21 protein-coding genes are annotated in these 15,101 nt (G+C 66.2%); 19 read left to right on the top strand and 2 right to left on the bottom strand.

Annotation, left to right across the window (positions count from 1 at the left end; genetic code table 11):
* The first annotated feature begins 246 nt into the window (after positions 1–246).
* The 4 genes from NJ1_RS18855 to NJ1_RS18840 all read left to right on the top strand — a co-directional run bounded on the left by NJ1_RS18855 (position 247) and on the right by NJ1_RS18840 (position 4,188).
* The gene (locus tag NJ1_RS18855) at positions 247–1,275 is read left to right on the top strand and encodes an ATP-binding cassette domain-containing protein (RefSeq protein WP_084478481.1); all 1,029 of its coding nucleotides are present in this window, start codon (positions 247–249) and stop codon (positions 1,273–1,275) included.
* Positions 1,272–2,081, top strand: a complete 810-nt coding sequence (locus NJ1_RS18850) for an ABC transporter permease (RefSeq protein WP_067695923.1) — start codon at positions 1,272–1,274, stop codon at positions 2,079–2,081. Before NJ1_RS18855 ends, NJ1_RS18850 begins: the two co-directional genes overlap by 4 nt.
* On the top strand, positions 2,078–2,956 hold the full coding sequence (locus NJ1_RS18845) for an ABC transporter permease (protein ID WP_067695921.1): 879 nt from the start codon (positions 2,078–2,080) through the stop codon (positions 2,954–2,956). Before NJ1_RS18850 ends, NJ1_RS18845 begins: the two co-directional genes overlap by 4 nt.
* Before the next feature lie 203 nt (positions 2,957–3,159).
* Positions 3,160–4,188, top strand: a complete 1,029-nt coding sequence (locus NJ1_RS18840; RefSeq protein ID WP_084478480.1) for an SDR family oxidoreductase — start codon at positions 3,160–3,162, stop codon at positions 4,186–4,188.
* 12 nt (positions 4,189–4,200) lie between these two features.
* Here the strand turns inward: NJ1_RS18840 and NJ1_RS18835 are convergent, their stop codons facing one another.
* Entirely contained in the window at positions 4,201–5,418 is a 1,218-nt protein-coding gene (locus NJ1_RS18835) for a lycopene cyclase family protein (RefSeq protein WP_067695918.1), read from the bottom strand.
* A gap of 225 nt (positions 5,419–5,643) precedes the next feature.
* On the opposite strand from NJ1_RS18835, the gene NJ1_RS18830 reads away from it, so the two are divergent.
* The 4 genes from NJ1_RS18830 (at position 5,644) to NJ1_RS18815 (ending at position 8,664) form a co-directional block, all read left to right on the top strand.
* Positions 5,644–5,997, top strand: a complete 354-nt coding sequence (locus NJ1_RS18830; protein WP_067695915.1) for a YbaB/EbfC family nucleoid-associated protein — start codon at positions 5,644–5,646, stop codon at positions 5,995–5,997.
* Positions 5,994–6,320, top strand: coding sequence for a hypothetical protein (locus NJ1_RS18825; RefSeq protein ID WP_067695912.1), 327 nt, complete (start codon positions 5,994–5,996; stop codon positions 6,318–6,320). The genes NJ1_RS18830 and NJ1_RS18825 overlap by 4 nt, the downstream gene beginning before the upstream one ends.
* On the top strand, positions 6,317–8,122 hold the full coding sequence (locus NJ1_RS18820; RefSeq protein ID WP_067695909.1) for an alpha/beta hydrolase: 1,806 nt from the start codon (positions 6,317–6,319) through the stop codon (positions 8,120–8,122). The genes NJ1_RS18825 and NJ1_RS18820 overlap by 4 nt, the downstream gene beginning before the upstream one ends.
* A 74-nt stretch (positions 8,123–8,196) precedes the next feature.
* Entirely contained in the window at positions 8,197–8,664 is a 468-nt protein-coding gene (locus tag NJ1_RS18815) for a hypothetical protein (protein WP_067695906.1), read from the top strand.
* Between the two features lie 57 nt (positions 8,665–8,721).
* Here the strand turns inward: NJ1_RS18815 and NJ1_RS18810 are convergent, their stop codons facing one another.
* Positions 8,722–9,198, bottom strand: coding sequence for a hotdog fold domain-containing protein (locus NJ1_RS18810; RefSeq protein WP_067695903.1), 477 nt, complete (start codon positions 9,196–9,198; stop codon positions 8,722–8,724).
* 610 nt (positions 9,199–9,808) lie between these two features.
* Here NJ1_RS18810 and rpsJ point away from each other — a divergent pair.
* Genes rpsJ through rpsQ form a run of 11 tightly spaced genes read left to right on the top strand, consistent with a single transcriptional unit; the run spans position 9,809 to position 15,098 of the window.
* On the top strand, positions 9,809–10,114 hold the full coding sequence (gene rpsJ / locus NJ1_RS18805; RefSeq protein ID WP_040804197.1) for a 30S ribosomal protein S10: 306 nt from the start codon (positions 9,809–9,811) through the stop codon (positions 10,112–10,114).
* Between the two features lie 14 nt (positions 10,115–10,128).
* Complete coding sequence (gene rplC / locus NJ1_RS18800) at positions 10,129–10,794, top strand: 50S ribosomal protein L3 (protein ID WP_067695901.1); 666 nt, start codon at positions 10,129–10,131, stop codon at positions 10,792–10,794.
* Complete coding sequence (gene rplD, locus NJ1_RS18795) at positions 10,791–11,483, top strand: 50S ribosomal protein L4 (RefSeq protein WP_067695898.1); 693 nt, start codon at positions 10,791–10,793, stop codon at positions 11,481–11,483. Before rplC ends, rplD begins: the two co-directional genes overlap by 4 nt.
* A complete protein-coding gene (rplW, locus tag NJ1_RS18790) occupies positions 11,480–11,785 on the top strand; it encodes a 50S ribosomal protein L23 (RefSeq protein ID WP_067695895.1) in 306 nt (101 codons plus the stop codon). Before rplD ends, rplW begins: the two co-directional genes overlap by 4 nt.
* 32 nt (positions 11,786–11,817) lie before the next feature.
* Complete coding sequence (rplB, locus tag NJ1_RS18785) at positions 11,818–12,648, top strand: 50S ribosomal protein L2 (protein WP_067695892.1); 831 nt, start codon at positions 11,818–11,820, stop codon at positions 12,646–12,648.
* A 14-nt stretch (positions 12,649–12,662) separates the two neighbouring features.
* Complete coding sequence (gene rpsS / locus NJ1_RS18780) at positions 12,663–12,944, top strand: 30S ribosomal protein S19 (protein ID WP_067695889.1); 282 nt, start codon at positions 12,663–12,665, stop codon at positions 12,942–12,944.
* Positions 12,941–13,342: a 50S ribosomal protein L22 gene (gene rplV / locus NJ1_RS18775; RefSeq protein ID WP_067695887.1), complete on the top strand. Its 402-nt coding sequence runs from the start codon at positions 12,941–12,943 to the stop codon at positions 13,340–13,342. The genes rpsS and rplV overlap by 4 nt, the downstream gene beginning before the upstream one ends.
* Positions 13,343–14,146: a 30S ribosomal protein S3 gene (rpsC, locus tag NJ1_RS18770; RefSeq protein ID WP_067695884.1), complete on the top strand. Its 804-nt coding sequence runs from the start codon at positions 13,343–13,345 to the stop codon at positions 14,144–14,146.
* A 3-nt stretch (positions 14,147–14,149) separates the two neighbouring features.
* Positions 14,150–14,566, top strand: coding sequence for a 50S ribosomal protein L16 (rplP, locus tag NJ1_RS18765; RefSeq protein ID WP_067695881.1), 417 nt, complete (start codon positions 14,150–14,152; stop codon positions 14,564–14,566).
* Positions 14,566–14,805, top strand: coding sequence for a 50S ribosomal protein L29 (gene rpmC / locus NJ1_RS18760; protein WP_067695878.1), 240 nt, complete (start codon positions 14,566–14,568; stop codon positions 14,803–14,805). The genes rplP and rpmC overlap by 1 nt, the downstream gene beginning before the upstream one ends.
* Positions 14,802–15,098 (top strand): 30S ribosomal protein S17, encoded by a 297-nt coding sequence (gene rpsQ / locus NJ1_RS18755; protein WP_067695875.1) that lies wholly within the window; start codon positions 14,802–14,804, stop codon positions 15,096–15,098. The genes rpmC and rpsQ overlap by 4 nt, the downstream gene beginning before the upstream one ends.
* The last annotated feature ends 3 nt before the right edge of the window (positions 15,099–15,101 follow it).

Here is a 15,101-nt window from a genome sequence, read left to right as displayed (position 1 = left end):
AGATGCGACAAGGTAGCGAAATCACCGCAGACCAGCCGGTCTGTGCCTGGATCAGCGGCTATTCAGGAACTCGCCGGTTTGTGACCAAGCACACAGCGGGCCATAACTGCTTTGACGAAGCAAAGACCTCGAATCTGTCGCGCCGGTAACATCACGCCAGGCGGAGTGGATCATCCCGGAAGGGATGTGGGGACCCGCCGACATGGGGCGAACTGTATTGCCCGCCCAGCCGATAGTGGAGAGTTGATGCCCAGCTTGGACAAACCGGATTCGCACGTGGTCGACACGCCCGATACGAGCAGCGTCGCTGCGCCCGTGACCGGCGGCGAACCGGCTGTATACGTCGAAGACGTCCGAAAGTCGTTCGGCGACGTGGAAGCGCTGCGAGGTGTCAGCTTCACCGCCGAGCGCGGACAGGTCCTCGGCATCCTCGGCCCCAACGGCGCCGGCAAGACCACCACGGTCAAGATCCTGTCCACACTGCTGCGCCCCGACTCCGGCATCGCCCGGGTCGCGGGACACGATGTGCGCAAGGACCCGGCCGCGGTCCGGCGCTCGGTCATGATGACCGGTCAGTACGCCGCCCTGGACGAGAACCTGTCCGGCCGCGAGAACCTCGAACTGTTCGGCCGCCTCATGGGCCTGGGCCGCAAGGACGCCCGCCACCGCGCGGACACCCTGCTCGAGGAGTTCGACCTCACCAGCGCCGGTCGCCGCGCGGTGCGCAACTACTCCGGCGGCATGCGCCGCCGCGTCGACATCGCCTGCGGTCTCGTCGTGCGCCCCGAGGTGGTGTTCCTCGACGAGCCCACCACCGGCCTCGACCCGCGCAGCCGCCAGGGCGTGTGGGAGCTGGTCACCGCGCTCAAGAACCAGGGCATCACCATCCTGCTGACCACGCAGTACCTCGAAGAGGCCGACGTGCTCAGCGACAACATCATCGTGATCGACAAGGGCACCGTCATCGCCGAGGGCACCGCGGACGCCCTCAAGGAGAAGACCGGCGGCAGCTACTGCGAGGTCGTGCCGCTGGATCCGACCCAGGTCCAGGCCGCCGCGGATGCGCTCGGCGATCTGGTGCCGCAGTCGCTGCGCGCGGAACTCGCGGGCGCGGACCGGCTCTCCATCGCGGCGCCGGACGGGGCGGGCACCCTGTCCGAGGCGCTGCGGCGGCTCGACAGCGCCGGGATCAAGCTCGCCGACATCGGGTTGCGCCGGCCCTCGCTGGACGATGTGTTCCTCTCGCTCACCGGACATGCCGGGGGGCAACCGTGAGCGCGCCCGCCCTCGAGCGATCCACCGACCTGTTCGCCGGACTCCCGGAATCCAAGCCGAACAGCTTCCGGCAGTGGTGGGCGCTGACCGCCCGCATCGTGCGGACCATGGCCACCAAGGGCGAACTCGTCGTCGCGGTGATCACGCCGCTGGTGTTCACGCTCGGCTTCTACCTGCCGCTCAAGTACGTCATGCAGTTCCGCGGTATCGACTACGCGCAGTTCGTCATGCCGATCATCGTGCTGCAGACCATGTCGTTCACCATGATGTCGAACGCGCAGCTGGCCGCGTTCGAGGCGCTCACCGGTCTGAACATGCGCATGCAGACCATGCCGATCGGCTCGATCGTGCCGTTCGCCTCGCGGATCAGCGCGGGCCTGGTCCGCTCGGTCGTCGCGCTCGCCGCGGCCATCGGCTGGGGCTACATGATCGGCTTCCGATTCAGCGGCGTCGGGCAGGCCGCGCAGTTCTGCGCGTTCGCGCTCGCGGTCGGCACCGCGCTCGCCATCGCGGGCGACTGGATGGGATCGATGACCAAGAGTCCGGAGGCGCTGAGCCAGGCCCTGACGCTGCCGACGCTGATCTTCGGCATGCTGTCCTGCGGCTTCGTGCCGGAATCGGGCTTCCCCATGTGGATTCGGCCCTTCGTGCGCAATCAGCCGATCTCGCAGCTGTCCTTCGCGCTGCGCGACATGGCGGCGGGCGGCGTCACCTGGGATGTGTTCTGGGTGCCGCTGGTATGGCTGGTCGGCACCGCGGTGATCTTCACGCCGCTGGCGATCTGGGCGAGTGTGAGGCGATCATGAGCAGTTCCGTCATCGACGTGGATTCGACCACCGAACTCGTGAAAGCCGAATCCTGGGCCGGGCACGAGCCGCTGCCCGCGGTGAAGCCGCGCTCGGAACGAGCGCTCACCGTCTGGGCGCAGCAGAGCGCCATCCAGTGCAAGCGACTGCTGCTGGGCTGGGCGCGCGACCCCTCCACCACCGTGCAGACGGTGCTGTACCCGGCCGCCACCCTGCTCATGTTCCGTGTGGTGCTGGGTGATTCGATCACCCTGGCCACCGGGGAACCCTCCATCTACGGCACCGTGCCGATGGTGACACTGGTGGCTGCGATGAGCGGTTCCATCGTCAGCGCACTCGGATTCAAGGGTGAGAAGGCCACCGGACTCCTCGGCAGATTCCATACGATGCCGATCCACCGGGCCGCCGGGCTCACCGGACGACTGATGGCCGAGGCCATTCGCGTCTTCCTCACCACGCTGATCGTGATCGGCGTCGGCATCGCCATCGGGTTCCGATTCTGGTTCGGGCCCGGGGCCTCCCTCGCGGTGATCCTGATCCCGGTGCTGTTCGGCATCGGCTTCGCGGTGCTGGTGACCGCGTTGGCGACCCTGTCCGAGGGCGTCATGCTGGTGCACATCGTCAGCATCATCACCAACCTGCTGATGTTCTTCAATTCCGGATTCGTCCCGGTCTTCGCGTACCCGCGCTGGTTGCAGACCACCGTGGAGAACCAGCCCATGAGTACCGCCATCGACGCCATGCGCGGGCTGGCCTACGACGGGCCGATCCTCACCCCGCTGCTCAAGACGGTCGCGTGGACGGTCGGCATGATCGTCGTCTTCGCGTACCCCGCCGTGCGCGGCTATCGGCGCGCGGCCGAGACGGGTCGCTGAGGGCAGGCGGCATCGACTGCGACAGGGGCGGTACCCGGATTCGGGTGCCGCCCCTCGTCGTTCGGCGGGTGTCTCACGGTGCGGCCGTGGCACGGGGTTCACAGCGTCGTCCGCGGCCCGCGAAAGTGCGCCCGACGTGCCAGGTTTGGGACCTTTGCGGAGCCGCGGACAAGGTGTGTCGCGCGTCACGTTAAGGTGTGCGCATGGCTTACCTGGTAACCGGGGCGACTGGGTTCATCGGTCGATTTCTGGTTCCCGAACTCCTGAAACGCGGCGCGGACATCCATGTGCTGGTGCGTCCCGGCGAGGACTCCGTGCTGCGCTACAACCGGTGCACACGCGCCTGGGACGCGGGCAGCCGGATCCGGCCGGTCCGCGGCGATCTCAGCGCGCCCGGGCTGGGCATCTCCTCGGACTGGATTGCGGCCCATCGCGGTTCGATCGACCACGTCTTCCATCTCGCCGCCGGTTACGACGCCGTCGCGCCCGGCGGCGGCACCCGTCGCGTCCTCGAACTCGCCGAGGCGCTGGAAGCGGGACGGCTGCACCATGTTTCGACCGCGCAGGTGGCCGGGTCCTGGGAGGGCATGTTCACCGAGGAGATGTTCGACGTCGGGCAGTTGCTGTCCTCGCCGTATCAGCGCGCCATGCTGAAGGGTGAGCAGGCGGTGCGCGAACAGAGCGCGGTGCCGTGGCGGATCTACCGGCCGTCCATCGTCATCGGGGACTCGCGCACCGGGGAGATCGACCGGATCGGCGGGCCCTACTACTTCTTCCGGCTGCTGAAGATGGCCGCGCAACTGCCGCGCATACTGCCGGTGGTGGCTCCCGAACTCGGTGAAACCAATATGGTGCCGGTCGATTTCGTGGCGCGGTCGCTGGACCACATCGCGCACCGGGACGGCGCTGACGGCGGCACCTTCCACCTGGTCGATCCACGGCAGCAGAGCGTGGCCGAGGTGTTCAACCTCTTCGCCGACGAGGCGGGCGCACCCCACCTGGTCGAGGTCATGCCCAAGCAGACCCTGGACCTGACCATGCGCGTACCCGGAATGGGCTGGGCGCTGCGTCAGGTCGGCGTGCCCATGGACGTCATCGAGCACAGCGAATTCGGATGCCACTTCGATTGCAGGCACACCGCCGCGGCGCTGGTGGGGACCGATATCAAGGTTCCGCCGCTGGAGGGCTACGCGCCGATCATCTGGAAGTACTGGATCGAGAACTGGGTCTGAGGGGGATATTCCTCAGGTGGCCGGGGTGTCCTCGTGGTGGGGGAGCGGGTCGTTCGTCCCCGGGCGGCCGTAATCCCAACCCACCCAGCGGTTTCGGTTACGCCAGCCGACCAGGTCGTAGCGCCAGTTGAACGGCCAGGTGGTCGCGACCGTCATGAACAGTGCCGCACTCAGCGCGGAGTAGTCGTCGTGCGCGGACAACAGGGCTCGCTGCTGACGGGGCGGCCGGGTGAAGAACGCCTCGAACATGGCGACCGACTGCTCGGTGGTGAGCCGGCCCAGTCCGTACACGCCCCGCATGCGCATCCAGTGGACCAGCCGCGCCTCCCGCGACCACACCGCCTCGATCGGATCCTCACCGCGTTGCACCGCGTCGATGGCCTTGTCCACCTGCGAGAGTGAGTCCGCGACGCAGTATCCCGTGATCGGATGCATCAGCCCGCCGCGCGAGCCGTACGGAACGACCTGTCCGCGACCGGCTTTCGGCGGCGTCTCGTCCAGCGGATAGTGCGCGGCCTCGGTGGGCTCGTCGCCTCTGAGTTGAATCCCGTGTGCGGCAAGCCGATTCAGGGTCCGTTTGCGTAGCTCGTGCTGCGGCATGCCGCCGCGCAGACCCAGGCTGGTCTCCTCGAAGATGACGGTGCCGTCCCCGAGCGGCACCGCGTACAGGAACGACGGTGGCTCCTCCGGGCCCGCTCCGTTCTCCGGCCGCCAGTCCAGCATCAGGCCCTCACCGGGCGTCACCATCGGCGCGGCCGTCTCCTCGTCGAGGAAAATCCCGTGCGCACTGGCGCTTCGCCGGGTGCCCGGCGAGGACTGCCCCCGGGTGTCGAACACGACCGCGGCCCGCACCTCGGTCCCGTCCGCCAACTCCACCCGATGCGGCTCGACCGTCCGGGCCCGTCCCCGCACCACGGTCGCGTCATCCAGTGGCAGCGATTCGAACAGTCCGCGCTTGGACAGCACGCAGTAGGCCCGATCGATCCGCAATTCCCGCGAGGTCCACACCGCGGGCCGTTCGATCCGACTGGCGATCGCCTTCTCCGGCACCCACTCCGGCAACTCGTCCACCCAGCACGAATAGGTCGGCGCCCACAGTCGTTCGGGTCGCGGATCCACCGCGACCACCGTGAGCCCCGCCGTCATCGCCCGATGTGCCAGCCCCCGCCCCGTAGGCCCGAGCCCCACCACGCACACATCGGCCGCACCGCCGACCTCCCGGCCACTCATACCCGCATTCAAACAGCCCCCCACCCACCCCGGCCACACCCCGCCCCGCCCGTCCGTCACTTTCCGAATTCGGATAATCGCCCGTGAATCGAGGGCAGGAGAGTGGCGCCACTGGTGCCAACCTGCGATAACGCTGCGGTCGTGGTCGAACGTCGGGTATCTGGAGTCATACGATTTCGATATCACGCAACTTCTGAGCAACTGTCCAGTCCAAAGGTTGTTTCGATGAAGAACGACAGCGATCCGCTGCAGCGGAAAACCGAACAGCTGACCGAGGCCCTGACCACCGCCCGATCCCGGGCCGAGTCCGCCGACGGCCTGCTCCGCGTGGACGCCTGTGCCGACGGCGAACTCACCATCCACCTCGACGACCGGGCCCGCGTCCTGAGCGCCCACGAATTGAGCCGCCGCCTCACCGCCCTGGCCGCCCAGGCCCTGACCGCCGCCCGCGCCCAGGCGCGCACCGCCCTCGCGGATTTCCGTGCCGACCCGAGGATCAGCGAGTCGACCGCGCGGGCCGCGTCCGCCATCGACCAACCGGTCCGCGAACCGCCGCGGTCCCGGCCGGTGAGCTCGTGACCAGCGGGCTCGCCGACTCCCTGAGCATCGACCAGGCCGACGCCCTCGCTCTGGCCGATGCCGCCCGCGCGCATGGCCGAGCCCTGACCGATCTACCCGCAGGGACGGCCGCCGCCGGTGTGACAGCGGGTTTCGCGGGTTTTCGAGTGGGCGCCGTGTGCGCCGCCCGGTCGGAGGACGCCAGGACGGCGTTGGGCATCCTCGGCAGTGCCCTGGACACGCTCGGCGGCAACACCGTCCAGTGCGTGGACGCGTTCCACCACACCGACTTCGGCGCCCGCGTGAACATCGTGAACGCCATCACGCGGCTGCCGGTCTCATGACGGTCCCCGCCACGACGTCCCAGGCCTACGCGATCGCTCCCGAAACCCTCACCCCGCAGATCGCCGAGTGGACGATCACCCGCGACGCGGTCCACCTCCACCTGGATCGAGTTGTCCGCGACTACGCCGCCTCGGACTGCTACTGGGTCGGCGCCGCGGGCGATCGTGCCCGCACCTGCTCCGCCGACATCGCCGGCGCGGGTGGCATGGTCGCCGATGCGCTGACCGCCGCTATCGCGGCCGCCACTGCCGGTCAGGCGAAGATCGCGAGCGCGCGGCGAGTCGCCATCGCCGCCATCGACCTCACCCGGCGGCAGAAGTTCGAGGTCGCCGAGGACGGGACGGTCACCGCGCCCGACGCCACGCTGTCGCTGCCGGGTGAGGCCACCGCCGACGACATCACGAAAGCCCAAGCGGCACTGGACTACCGCGCGAAACACGTCTACGAGCCGCCGATCAAGCAGGCTCTCGTGGGCCTGGGTCAGGTCCTCGAGGACACCGCCGCCGATATCGATCGGGCCTTCGACGGCATCGGTGACACGAAGGCGCTCGCGACCACCCAGCCGGTGTCACTCGGCGAACGCAGCCGGCAGGTCCAGGACGTCATCGACGGCAAATCCACACTCCCCGCCGACCCCCGCGCGTTTCACGACTACTGGGTCACCCTCGGCGACGAGGACAAGAACGCGCTCTGGCAACACGACCGATACCTCGGCAACCACGACGGCATGCCCGCCCTGGACCGCGACCACTACAACCGCCTGACACTCGACGAGGAGATGACCCGGGCCACCGCGGCTCACAACGAGGTCGCACAGCTGACCGCACAGCACTCGGACTGGGCGAAGTACACCGGCACCAGCCGGGAAGCCGACTCCTGGCTGGCCACCCGACCCGGCTACGTCGAGTGGAAAACCCGTCTCGACGACGCCCAGCGCCGCGCGAAGTCCTACGACGATCTGAGCAGGATCGACGAGATCGTCCATGACGGGAAGCATCCGGGGCGGATGCTGCTGAGCCTCGACAGTCAGACGGGGGAGCGGGTGCACACGGTCGTCGCAGACGGCAACCCTGACGCGGCGACACATGTCACGACGTATGTCCCCGGCACGGGATCACGGCCCGCCAAGATGGGTCCGGATATGGAACGCGTCGACGCGATGAGCTCTCAGGCGAAGGCTGCGGGTGCTCGCACACCGGTGACCATCGCCTGGCTCGGGTACGACTCCCCACCGGCGCTCACCGACGCGACCGATCGGAAATACGCCGATGCGGCCGCACTCGGGTTGGACCGATTTCAGGAGGGCTTGCGCGTCACGCACGAGGGTGATCCATCCCGGAACACCGTCCTCGGGCACAGCTATGGCACAACGGTCGTCGGTGACGCCGCCGGACACGGACGGACTTTGAACGCCGATGCGGTTGTGTTGGTCGCAAGTCCCGGTACAACCCTCGACCATGCAGTGGATTTCACCCTGACAGACGTGCCGGACGGTCAGGAGTATCTGCACGTGTTCGCGACCAAGGCCGCCAATGACCCTGTGCCGCTCTACTCGCTTGTCTCGGGTGTGCCGGGTACCGACAGCTTCGGACCCGATCCGACGGGAACGAGGTTCGGGGCTCAGGTTTTCACCTCGGACCCGGGGACCCCGTCGCCGGTGTGGGGGGTACTTCCACAGTTGGCCGACGTGCCTGGCTACAGCCCGAGCGCGCACAGCGAATACTGGGCTTTCGATTCGAAATCCCTGATCAACATGGGGCACATCATCGTCGGCAACCTCGAGAAGGTGAATTACGAATGAGCATTGCCCGTTTCACTGTCCTACTCGCGGTTGTACTGACTGCAGCCACCGGATGTAGCTCGAAAGGATCCAACGTGGATGACTCGCTGACCGCTCAGCGCGCCCAGCAGCGGATCTACGAACTCATGAAAGACACGTTGCGTGGATTGCCCGTGGGTGCTGGGTTGTCCAAGACGCCTGGCAGCCCGCTGCTCGGAAAGTTCGACAAGCCGTATCCGCTCACTGTTCCGTGCTGGGAAGGCAATGTTCGCACCGAAGGGCCGCACTATCTGCGCACGGCCTACTGGGTGATCGGTGTGCCGGCCGGGGCGACTCGTGACTACTTCGATCGGATCAAGAAGGTCTGGTCGGACCAAGGATGGAGCGAAGAGAACACAAGCGAGTGGGTGTGGGTTGTTCGGACCGGAGATGGGTTCGGGCTTCAGCTGCAGGATGCCGACAAAGGTGACGGGTCCTTGAGCATCACCGGCAGCTCGCCCTGTGTCCCGGAATCGGCGCTCGAACCCCTCGATCCCGATCCGTCCGAGATCACCGTGGTCTGAGATTCGCGGGACACGGTGGCAAGTCTGTTGCGCCGCAACAGACTTGCCGTGTTCCTACTACTTCGGCGTCACCCAGGTGGTGATGTCCGCGTGCACGACCTCGAGGCCGGACTTGTCGAAGATCGAGATGGGAACGATGAGTTCCCGACCTTCGGTGATCGCGGCGAAGTCGGGGATCTCGGCAAGCTTCGCCACGGCGCGGAGGCTGGAGTTGGCCTTGGCGAGGTACTGGACGTTCATGGCCTTGGGGATCCAGCGGTGGGTGCCGGGGACCGTCGCCTCGGACAGCATGCCCATGGCCACCTCGGCGAGGTTGCAGGCGGCGATGGCGTGGAAGGTGCTCAGGTGGTTGTGGATGCCGAACCACTTGGGGGCGGTGACCTCGCAGAGGCCGGGCTCCAGCCGCACGACGGTCGGAAGGACGGTGCCGAAGTACGGCACGCGGGCCACCATGCCCAGGGAGAACAGGGTGTGGCCGAGGCGGTTGTCGGGGAGCTTCTTCCAGCCGCGGTAGGTGGCGGTCTCGTTCGTCATATCCGTATCTTACTCAGAAGTAAGTTCTTCGGAAGCGCCGGTCCTACTGCAGGTCGAGAAGTCTGCGCAGGGCGCGGTCGACGCCGGCCATGGTGGACTCGTTCACGGTGAACAGCGGTTCGGCCGGGTGTGACAGGCTGGTTGAGGGGCTCGGCGGACGGCTCGCCCGGGTCACACCGACCGGTACGTGTGACCAGCGCCATCGGCCCGTGAGGGTAAGTGGGGGGCGATTTGAACTACCGCCCACGCTCGAGGCATACTGTTCGGGTTGCCCAGACCGTGTTGTGCCGATTCCATGAATCGTCGCAGGTAGTGGGTAAGTGAGACCCAATTTTGTACCCGGCTGAATACGGCGCGGGTGCGTCCGGAACACCGGTTCCGAGGCCAGATGGAAGTTTCATCCAGGGCCGAGGAATGAGTCGTTAAGCGACACGCCCGACCGCGTGGACCGGATAGAACCATGACAGATGAACAGCGGCGATGGATACGGCCCAGGTGGGCCGGTCGTGTGGTGGCTGATGCGTCTTCGTGTGTTCGGGCTGGCAAATGAGGGTGATTCAGGAGCGAAAGCTCAGGGATCACGACGTAAGCGGAGAAAAGGACACTCAGCGTGGCGGGACAGAAGATCCGCATCAGGCTCAAGGCCTACGACCATGAGGCGATCGACGCGTCTGCGCGGAAGATCGTCGAGACGGTGACTCGCACCGGCGCACGCGTCGTCGGTCCGGTGCCGTTGCCCACCGAGAAGAACATCTACTGCGTCATCCGTTCGCCGCATAAGTACAAGGATTCGCGCGAGCACTTCGAGATGCGCACCCACAAGCGGCTTATCGACATCCTCGACCCGACGCCGAAGACCGTTGACGCGCTCATGCGTATCGACCTTCCGGCTTCCGTCGACGTCAATATCCAGTGACGGGGACTTCGACTATGACTGACAACAAGACTCGTCCGGCCGCCGGCATCCTGGGCACCAAGCTCGGTATGACGCAGGTCTTCGACGACAAGAACCGCGTCGTTCCCGTGACCGTCGTCAAGGCGGGCCCGAACGTCGTTACCCAGATTCGCACCGTGGAGCGCGACGGCTACTCGGCCGTCCAGGTCGCTTACGGCGCCATCGACCCGCGCAAGGTGAACAAGCCGGTTTCCGGCCAGTTCACCAAGGCCGGCGTGACTCCCCGTCGCCACATCGCGGAGATCCGCGTTGCCGACGCCGCCTCCTTCGAGGTCGGCCAGGAGATCAACGCCGATGCCTTCGCCGAAGGCGGCTTCGTCGATGTCACCGGCACCTCCAAGGGCAAGGGCTTCGCCGGCACCATGAAGCGTCACGGCTTCAAGGGCCAGGGCGCCTCGCACGGTGCGCAGGCTGTGCACCGTCGTCCGGGTTCCATCGGTGGTTGCTCCACCCCGGGTCGCGTGTTCAAGGGCATGCGCATGTCGGGCCGTATGGGTAGCGACCGCGTGACCACGCAGAACCTCACGGTCCACAAGGTGGATGCCGAGAACGGTCTGCTGCTGATCAAGGGTGCGATCCCGGGCCGTCGCGGCCACGTCGTGATCGTCAAGAGTGCAGTGAAGGGTGGTGCCCGGGCATGAGCGCTGTGAGCACTAAGAAAGATGCTGCGACCAAGTCCAGCCTCACGCTTCCGGTCAAGGCGCCGGGCGGCAAGACCGAAGGCACCGTCGAGCTCCCCGCGGAGATCTTCGACGTGACCGCCAACATCTCGCTGATGCACCAGGTCGTCGTGGCCCAGCGTGCAGCCGCTCGTCAGGGTACGCATTCCACCAAGACCCGCGGTGAAGTCCGCGGTGGTGGCAAGAAGCCGTACCGGCAGAAGGGCACCGGCCGCGCCCGTCAGGGTTCGACTCGTGCGCCGCAGTTCGCCGGTGGTGGCACCGTCCACGGCCCGCAGCCGCGTGACTACAGCCAGCGCCTGCCCAAGAAGATGAAGGTCGCCGCACTGCGTGGCGCCCTGTCGGATCGTGCTCGCAACGAGCGCATCCACGTCATCACCGAACTGGTTACGGGTCAGACCCCCTCGACCAAGGTTGCCAAGAGCTTCCTGGCCGAGCTGTCCACCCGCAAGCAGATTCTGGTGGTGGTGGGCCGCGAGGACGTCACCACTTGGAAGAGTGTGGCGAACCTGCAGAACGTGCACCCGATCGCTCCCGATCAGCTGAACACCTACGACGTGCTGAAGGCCGATGAGGTCATCTTCTCCGTCGAGGCGCTCAACGCCTTCGTGCACGGCCCCGCCGAAGCTGCACAGGAGGAGAGCAAGTGACCACCATCGCCGACCCCCGCGACATTCTGCTGGCGCCGGTCATCTCGGAGAAGTCCTACGGGCTGATCGAAGAGGGCACCTACACGTTCATCGTGCACCCGGATTCCAACAAGACGCAGATCAAGATTGCTGTCGAGAAGGTTTTCGGCGTCAAGGTGACCAGCGTCAACACCGCCAACCGTCAGGGCAAGCGCAAGCGGACCAAATTCGGTTACGGAACGCGCAAGAGCACCAAGCGCGCACTCGTGACCCTCTCGGCCGATAGCAAGCCCATCGAGATCTTCGGGGGCCCGGTCGCGTAAGCGCCTGGGAATCCAGAAAGTAGAGAAGACTCATGGCAATCCGTAAATACAAGCCGACAACCCCCGGTCGTCGTGGCGCATCGGTCTCGGACTTCGCCGAGATCACCCGCGCGACCCCCGAGAAGTCGCTGCTGCGTCCCCTGTCGAAGACCGGTGGCCGTAACGCGCAGGGCCGCATCACCACTCGTCACAAGGGTGGTGGCCACAAGCGCGCCTACCGTCTGATCGACTTCCGTCGTGCGGACAAGGACGGCATCCCGGCCAAGGTCGCTCACATCGAGTACGACCCCAACCGGACCGCGAACATCGCCCTGCTGCACTTCGCGGATGGCGAGAAGCGCTACATCATCGCGCCCAAGGGCATCGCCCAGGGCACGAAGATCGAGTCCGGCACGGGCGCCGACATCAAGCCGGGCAACAACCTGCCGATGCGCTCGATCCCGACCGGTACCACCATCCACGCGGTGGAGCTGCGTCCGGGCGGCGGCGCCAAGCTGGCCCGCTCGGCCGGTATGTCGATCCAGCTGCTGGGTAAGGAAGGCGCCTACGCCGTCCTGCGTATGCCCTCCGGCGAGATCCGTCGCGTCGATGTGCGCTGCCGCGCCACCATCGGCGAGGTCGGCAACGCCGAGCAGTCGAACATCAACTGGGGCAAGGCCGGCCGCATGCGCTGGAAGGGCGTTCGCCCGACCGTGCGTGGTGTGGTCATGAACCCGGTCGACCACCCGCACGGTGGTGGTGAGGGTAAGACCTCCGGTGGTCGCCACCCGGTCTCCCCGTGGGGCAAGCCCGAGGGCCGCACCCGTAAGCCCAACCGTCCGAGCGACAAGCTCATCGTCCGCCGCCGCGGCAAGAAGCGTTAAGGAGGAGGTTAGACATGCCACGTAGCCTGAAAAAGGGTCCGTTCGTCGACGGCCACCTCCTCAAGAAGGTGGACGTTCAGAACGAAAAGGGCACGAAGCAGGTCATCAAGACCTGGTCGCGTCGTTCCACCATCATTCCCGACTTCATCGGTCACACGTTCTCGGTGCACGACGGCCGTAAGCACGTTCCGGTGTTCGTGTCGGACAACATGGTTGGTCACAAGCTCGGTGAATTCGCGCCGACCCGGACCTTCCGTAGCCACGTCAAGGACGATCGGAAGAGCAAGCGGCGATGAGCACTGAAACTCAGAACCCGACCGCGCGCGCAACCGCCAAGCACGTCCGTGTGACGCCCATGAAGGCGCGCCGGGTCGTGGATTTGGTTCGCGGCAAGCGAGTCGAAGACGCGCTGAACATCCTGCGGTTCGCTCCGCAGGCTGCCAGTGAGCCGGTCGCGAAGGTTGTGGCCTCGGCCGCGGCCAACGCCGAGAACAACCTCGGCCTGAACCCGGCGACGCTGGTCATCTCGACCGCTTTCGTCGACGAGGGCGCGACCATGAAGCGTTTCCAGCCGCGGGCCCAGGGCCGTGCGTTCCGGATTCGCAAGCGCACCAGCCACATCACCATCGAGGTCGAGAGCGTGCCTTCGCTTTCCAACGCCCCTCGCAACCGCCGGAAGGGAGGGGAAAAGTAAATGGGACAGAAAATCAATCCCCATGGCTTCCGCCTCGGTATCACCACCGACTGGAAGTCGCGTTGGTACGCGGACAAGCAGTACGCGGAATACGTGAAGGAAGACGTTCAGATCCGCAAGCTCCTCGCCACCGGCATGGAGCGCGCGGGAATCTCGAAGGTCGAGATCGAGCGCACCCGTGATCGCGTGCGGGTCGACATCTACACCGCCCGTCCGGGCATCGTCATCGGTCGCCGCGGCGCCGAGGCCGATCGCATCCGTGCGGCGCTGGAGAAGCTCACCAAGAAGCAGGTGCAGCTGAACATCCTCGAGGTCAAGAACCCCGAGTCGGATGCGCAGCTCGTTGCTCAGGGTGTTGCCGAGCAGCTGTCGAACCGTGTGGCGTTCCGCCGCGCGATGCGCAAGGCCATCCAGTCGGCCATGCGTTCGCCGAACGTCAAGGGCATCCGCGTGCAGTGCTCGGGCCGCCTCGGTGGCGCCGAGATGTCGCGCTCGGAGTTCTACCGTGAGGGTCGCGTTCCGCTGCACACCCTGCGTGCGGACATCGACTACGGCCTGTACGAGGCGCGCACCACTTTCGGTCGCATCGGCGTGAAGGTCTGGATCTACAAGGGCGACATCGTCGGTGGCAAGCGTGAGGTCACTGCGACCGCCGCTCCGTCCGGCGACCGTCGCGATCGTCGTGAGCGGCCGAGCCGCCCGCGTCGTTCCGGTGCCCAGGGCACCACGGCGACCAGCACTGAAGCCGGACGCGCCGCGACTGCCGTCGCGGAGGCACCGGCAGAGACGACCCAGGAGGGCTGACCTATGTTGATGCCTCGCAAGGTCAAGCACCGTAAGCAGCACCACCCGGGACGTTCCGGTATGGCGAAGGGCGGCACCTCGGTGTCGTTCGGCGAGTTCGGAATCCAGGCTCTGGAGCCGGCTTACGTGACCAACCGTCAGATCGAGTCGGCGCGTATCGCGATGACCCGCCACATCAAGCGTGGCGGCAAGATCTGGATCAACATCTACCCCGATCGCCCGCTCACCAAGAAGCCGGCCGAAACCCGCATGGGTTCCGGTAAGGGTTCGCCGGAGTGGTGGATCGCGAACGTGAAGCCCGGTCGGGTCATGTTCGAGATGTCTTACCCCAACGAGGAGACCGCTCGTGAGGCCCTGCGCCGCGCGATGCACAAGCTCCCCATGAAGTGCAGGATCGTGACCAGGGAGGAGCAGTTCTGATGGCTACCGGAACACCGGCTGCAGAGCTGCGCGAGCTTTCCGAAGAGGAACTCGTCGCCAAACTGCGTGAATTCAAGGAAGAGCTGTTCAACCTGCGCTTCCAGATGGCGACCGGCCAGTTGCAGAACAACCGGCGCCTGCGTGTGGTCCGTCACGAGATCGCGCGCCTCTACACGGTCATGCGTGAGCGCGAGCTCGGCCTGGCCTCCGGTCCTGAAGGCAAGGGAGACGCCGCATGAGCGACGTAAAGGGCCCGGCCAAGACGCCGGCCACTGTAGAAGAGCGTGGACAGCGCAAGATCCGCAAGGGTTACGTTGTCTCGGACAAGATGACCAAGACCATCGTGGTCGAGCTGGAGAATCGCGTGAAGCACAAGCTTTACGGGAAGATCATCCGCACCACCTCGAAGGTCAAGGCGCACGACGAGAACGAGACCGCCAATGTCGGCGACCTCGTGCAGCTGATGGAGACCCGTCCGCTGTCCGCCACCAAGCGGTGGCGTCTGGTCGAGGTCCTGGAGCGCGCCAAGTAAGGC

The sequence above is a fragment of the Nocardia jejuensis NBRC 103114 genome, from assembly GCF_001613145.1.
Taxonomy (GTDB): domain Bacteria; phylum Actinomycetota; class Actinomycetes; order Mycobacteriales; family Mycobacteriaceae; genus Nocardia; species Nocardia jejuensis.
The sequence above is the reverse complement of the archived record's forward strand: the minus strand, read 5'-3'. Positions and strand labels throughout refer to the sequence as shown.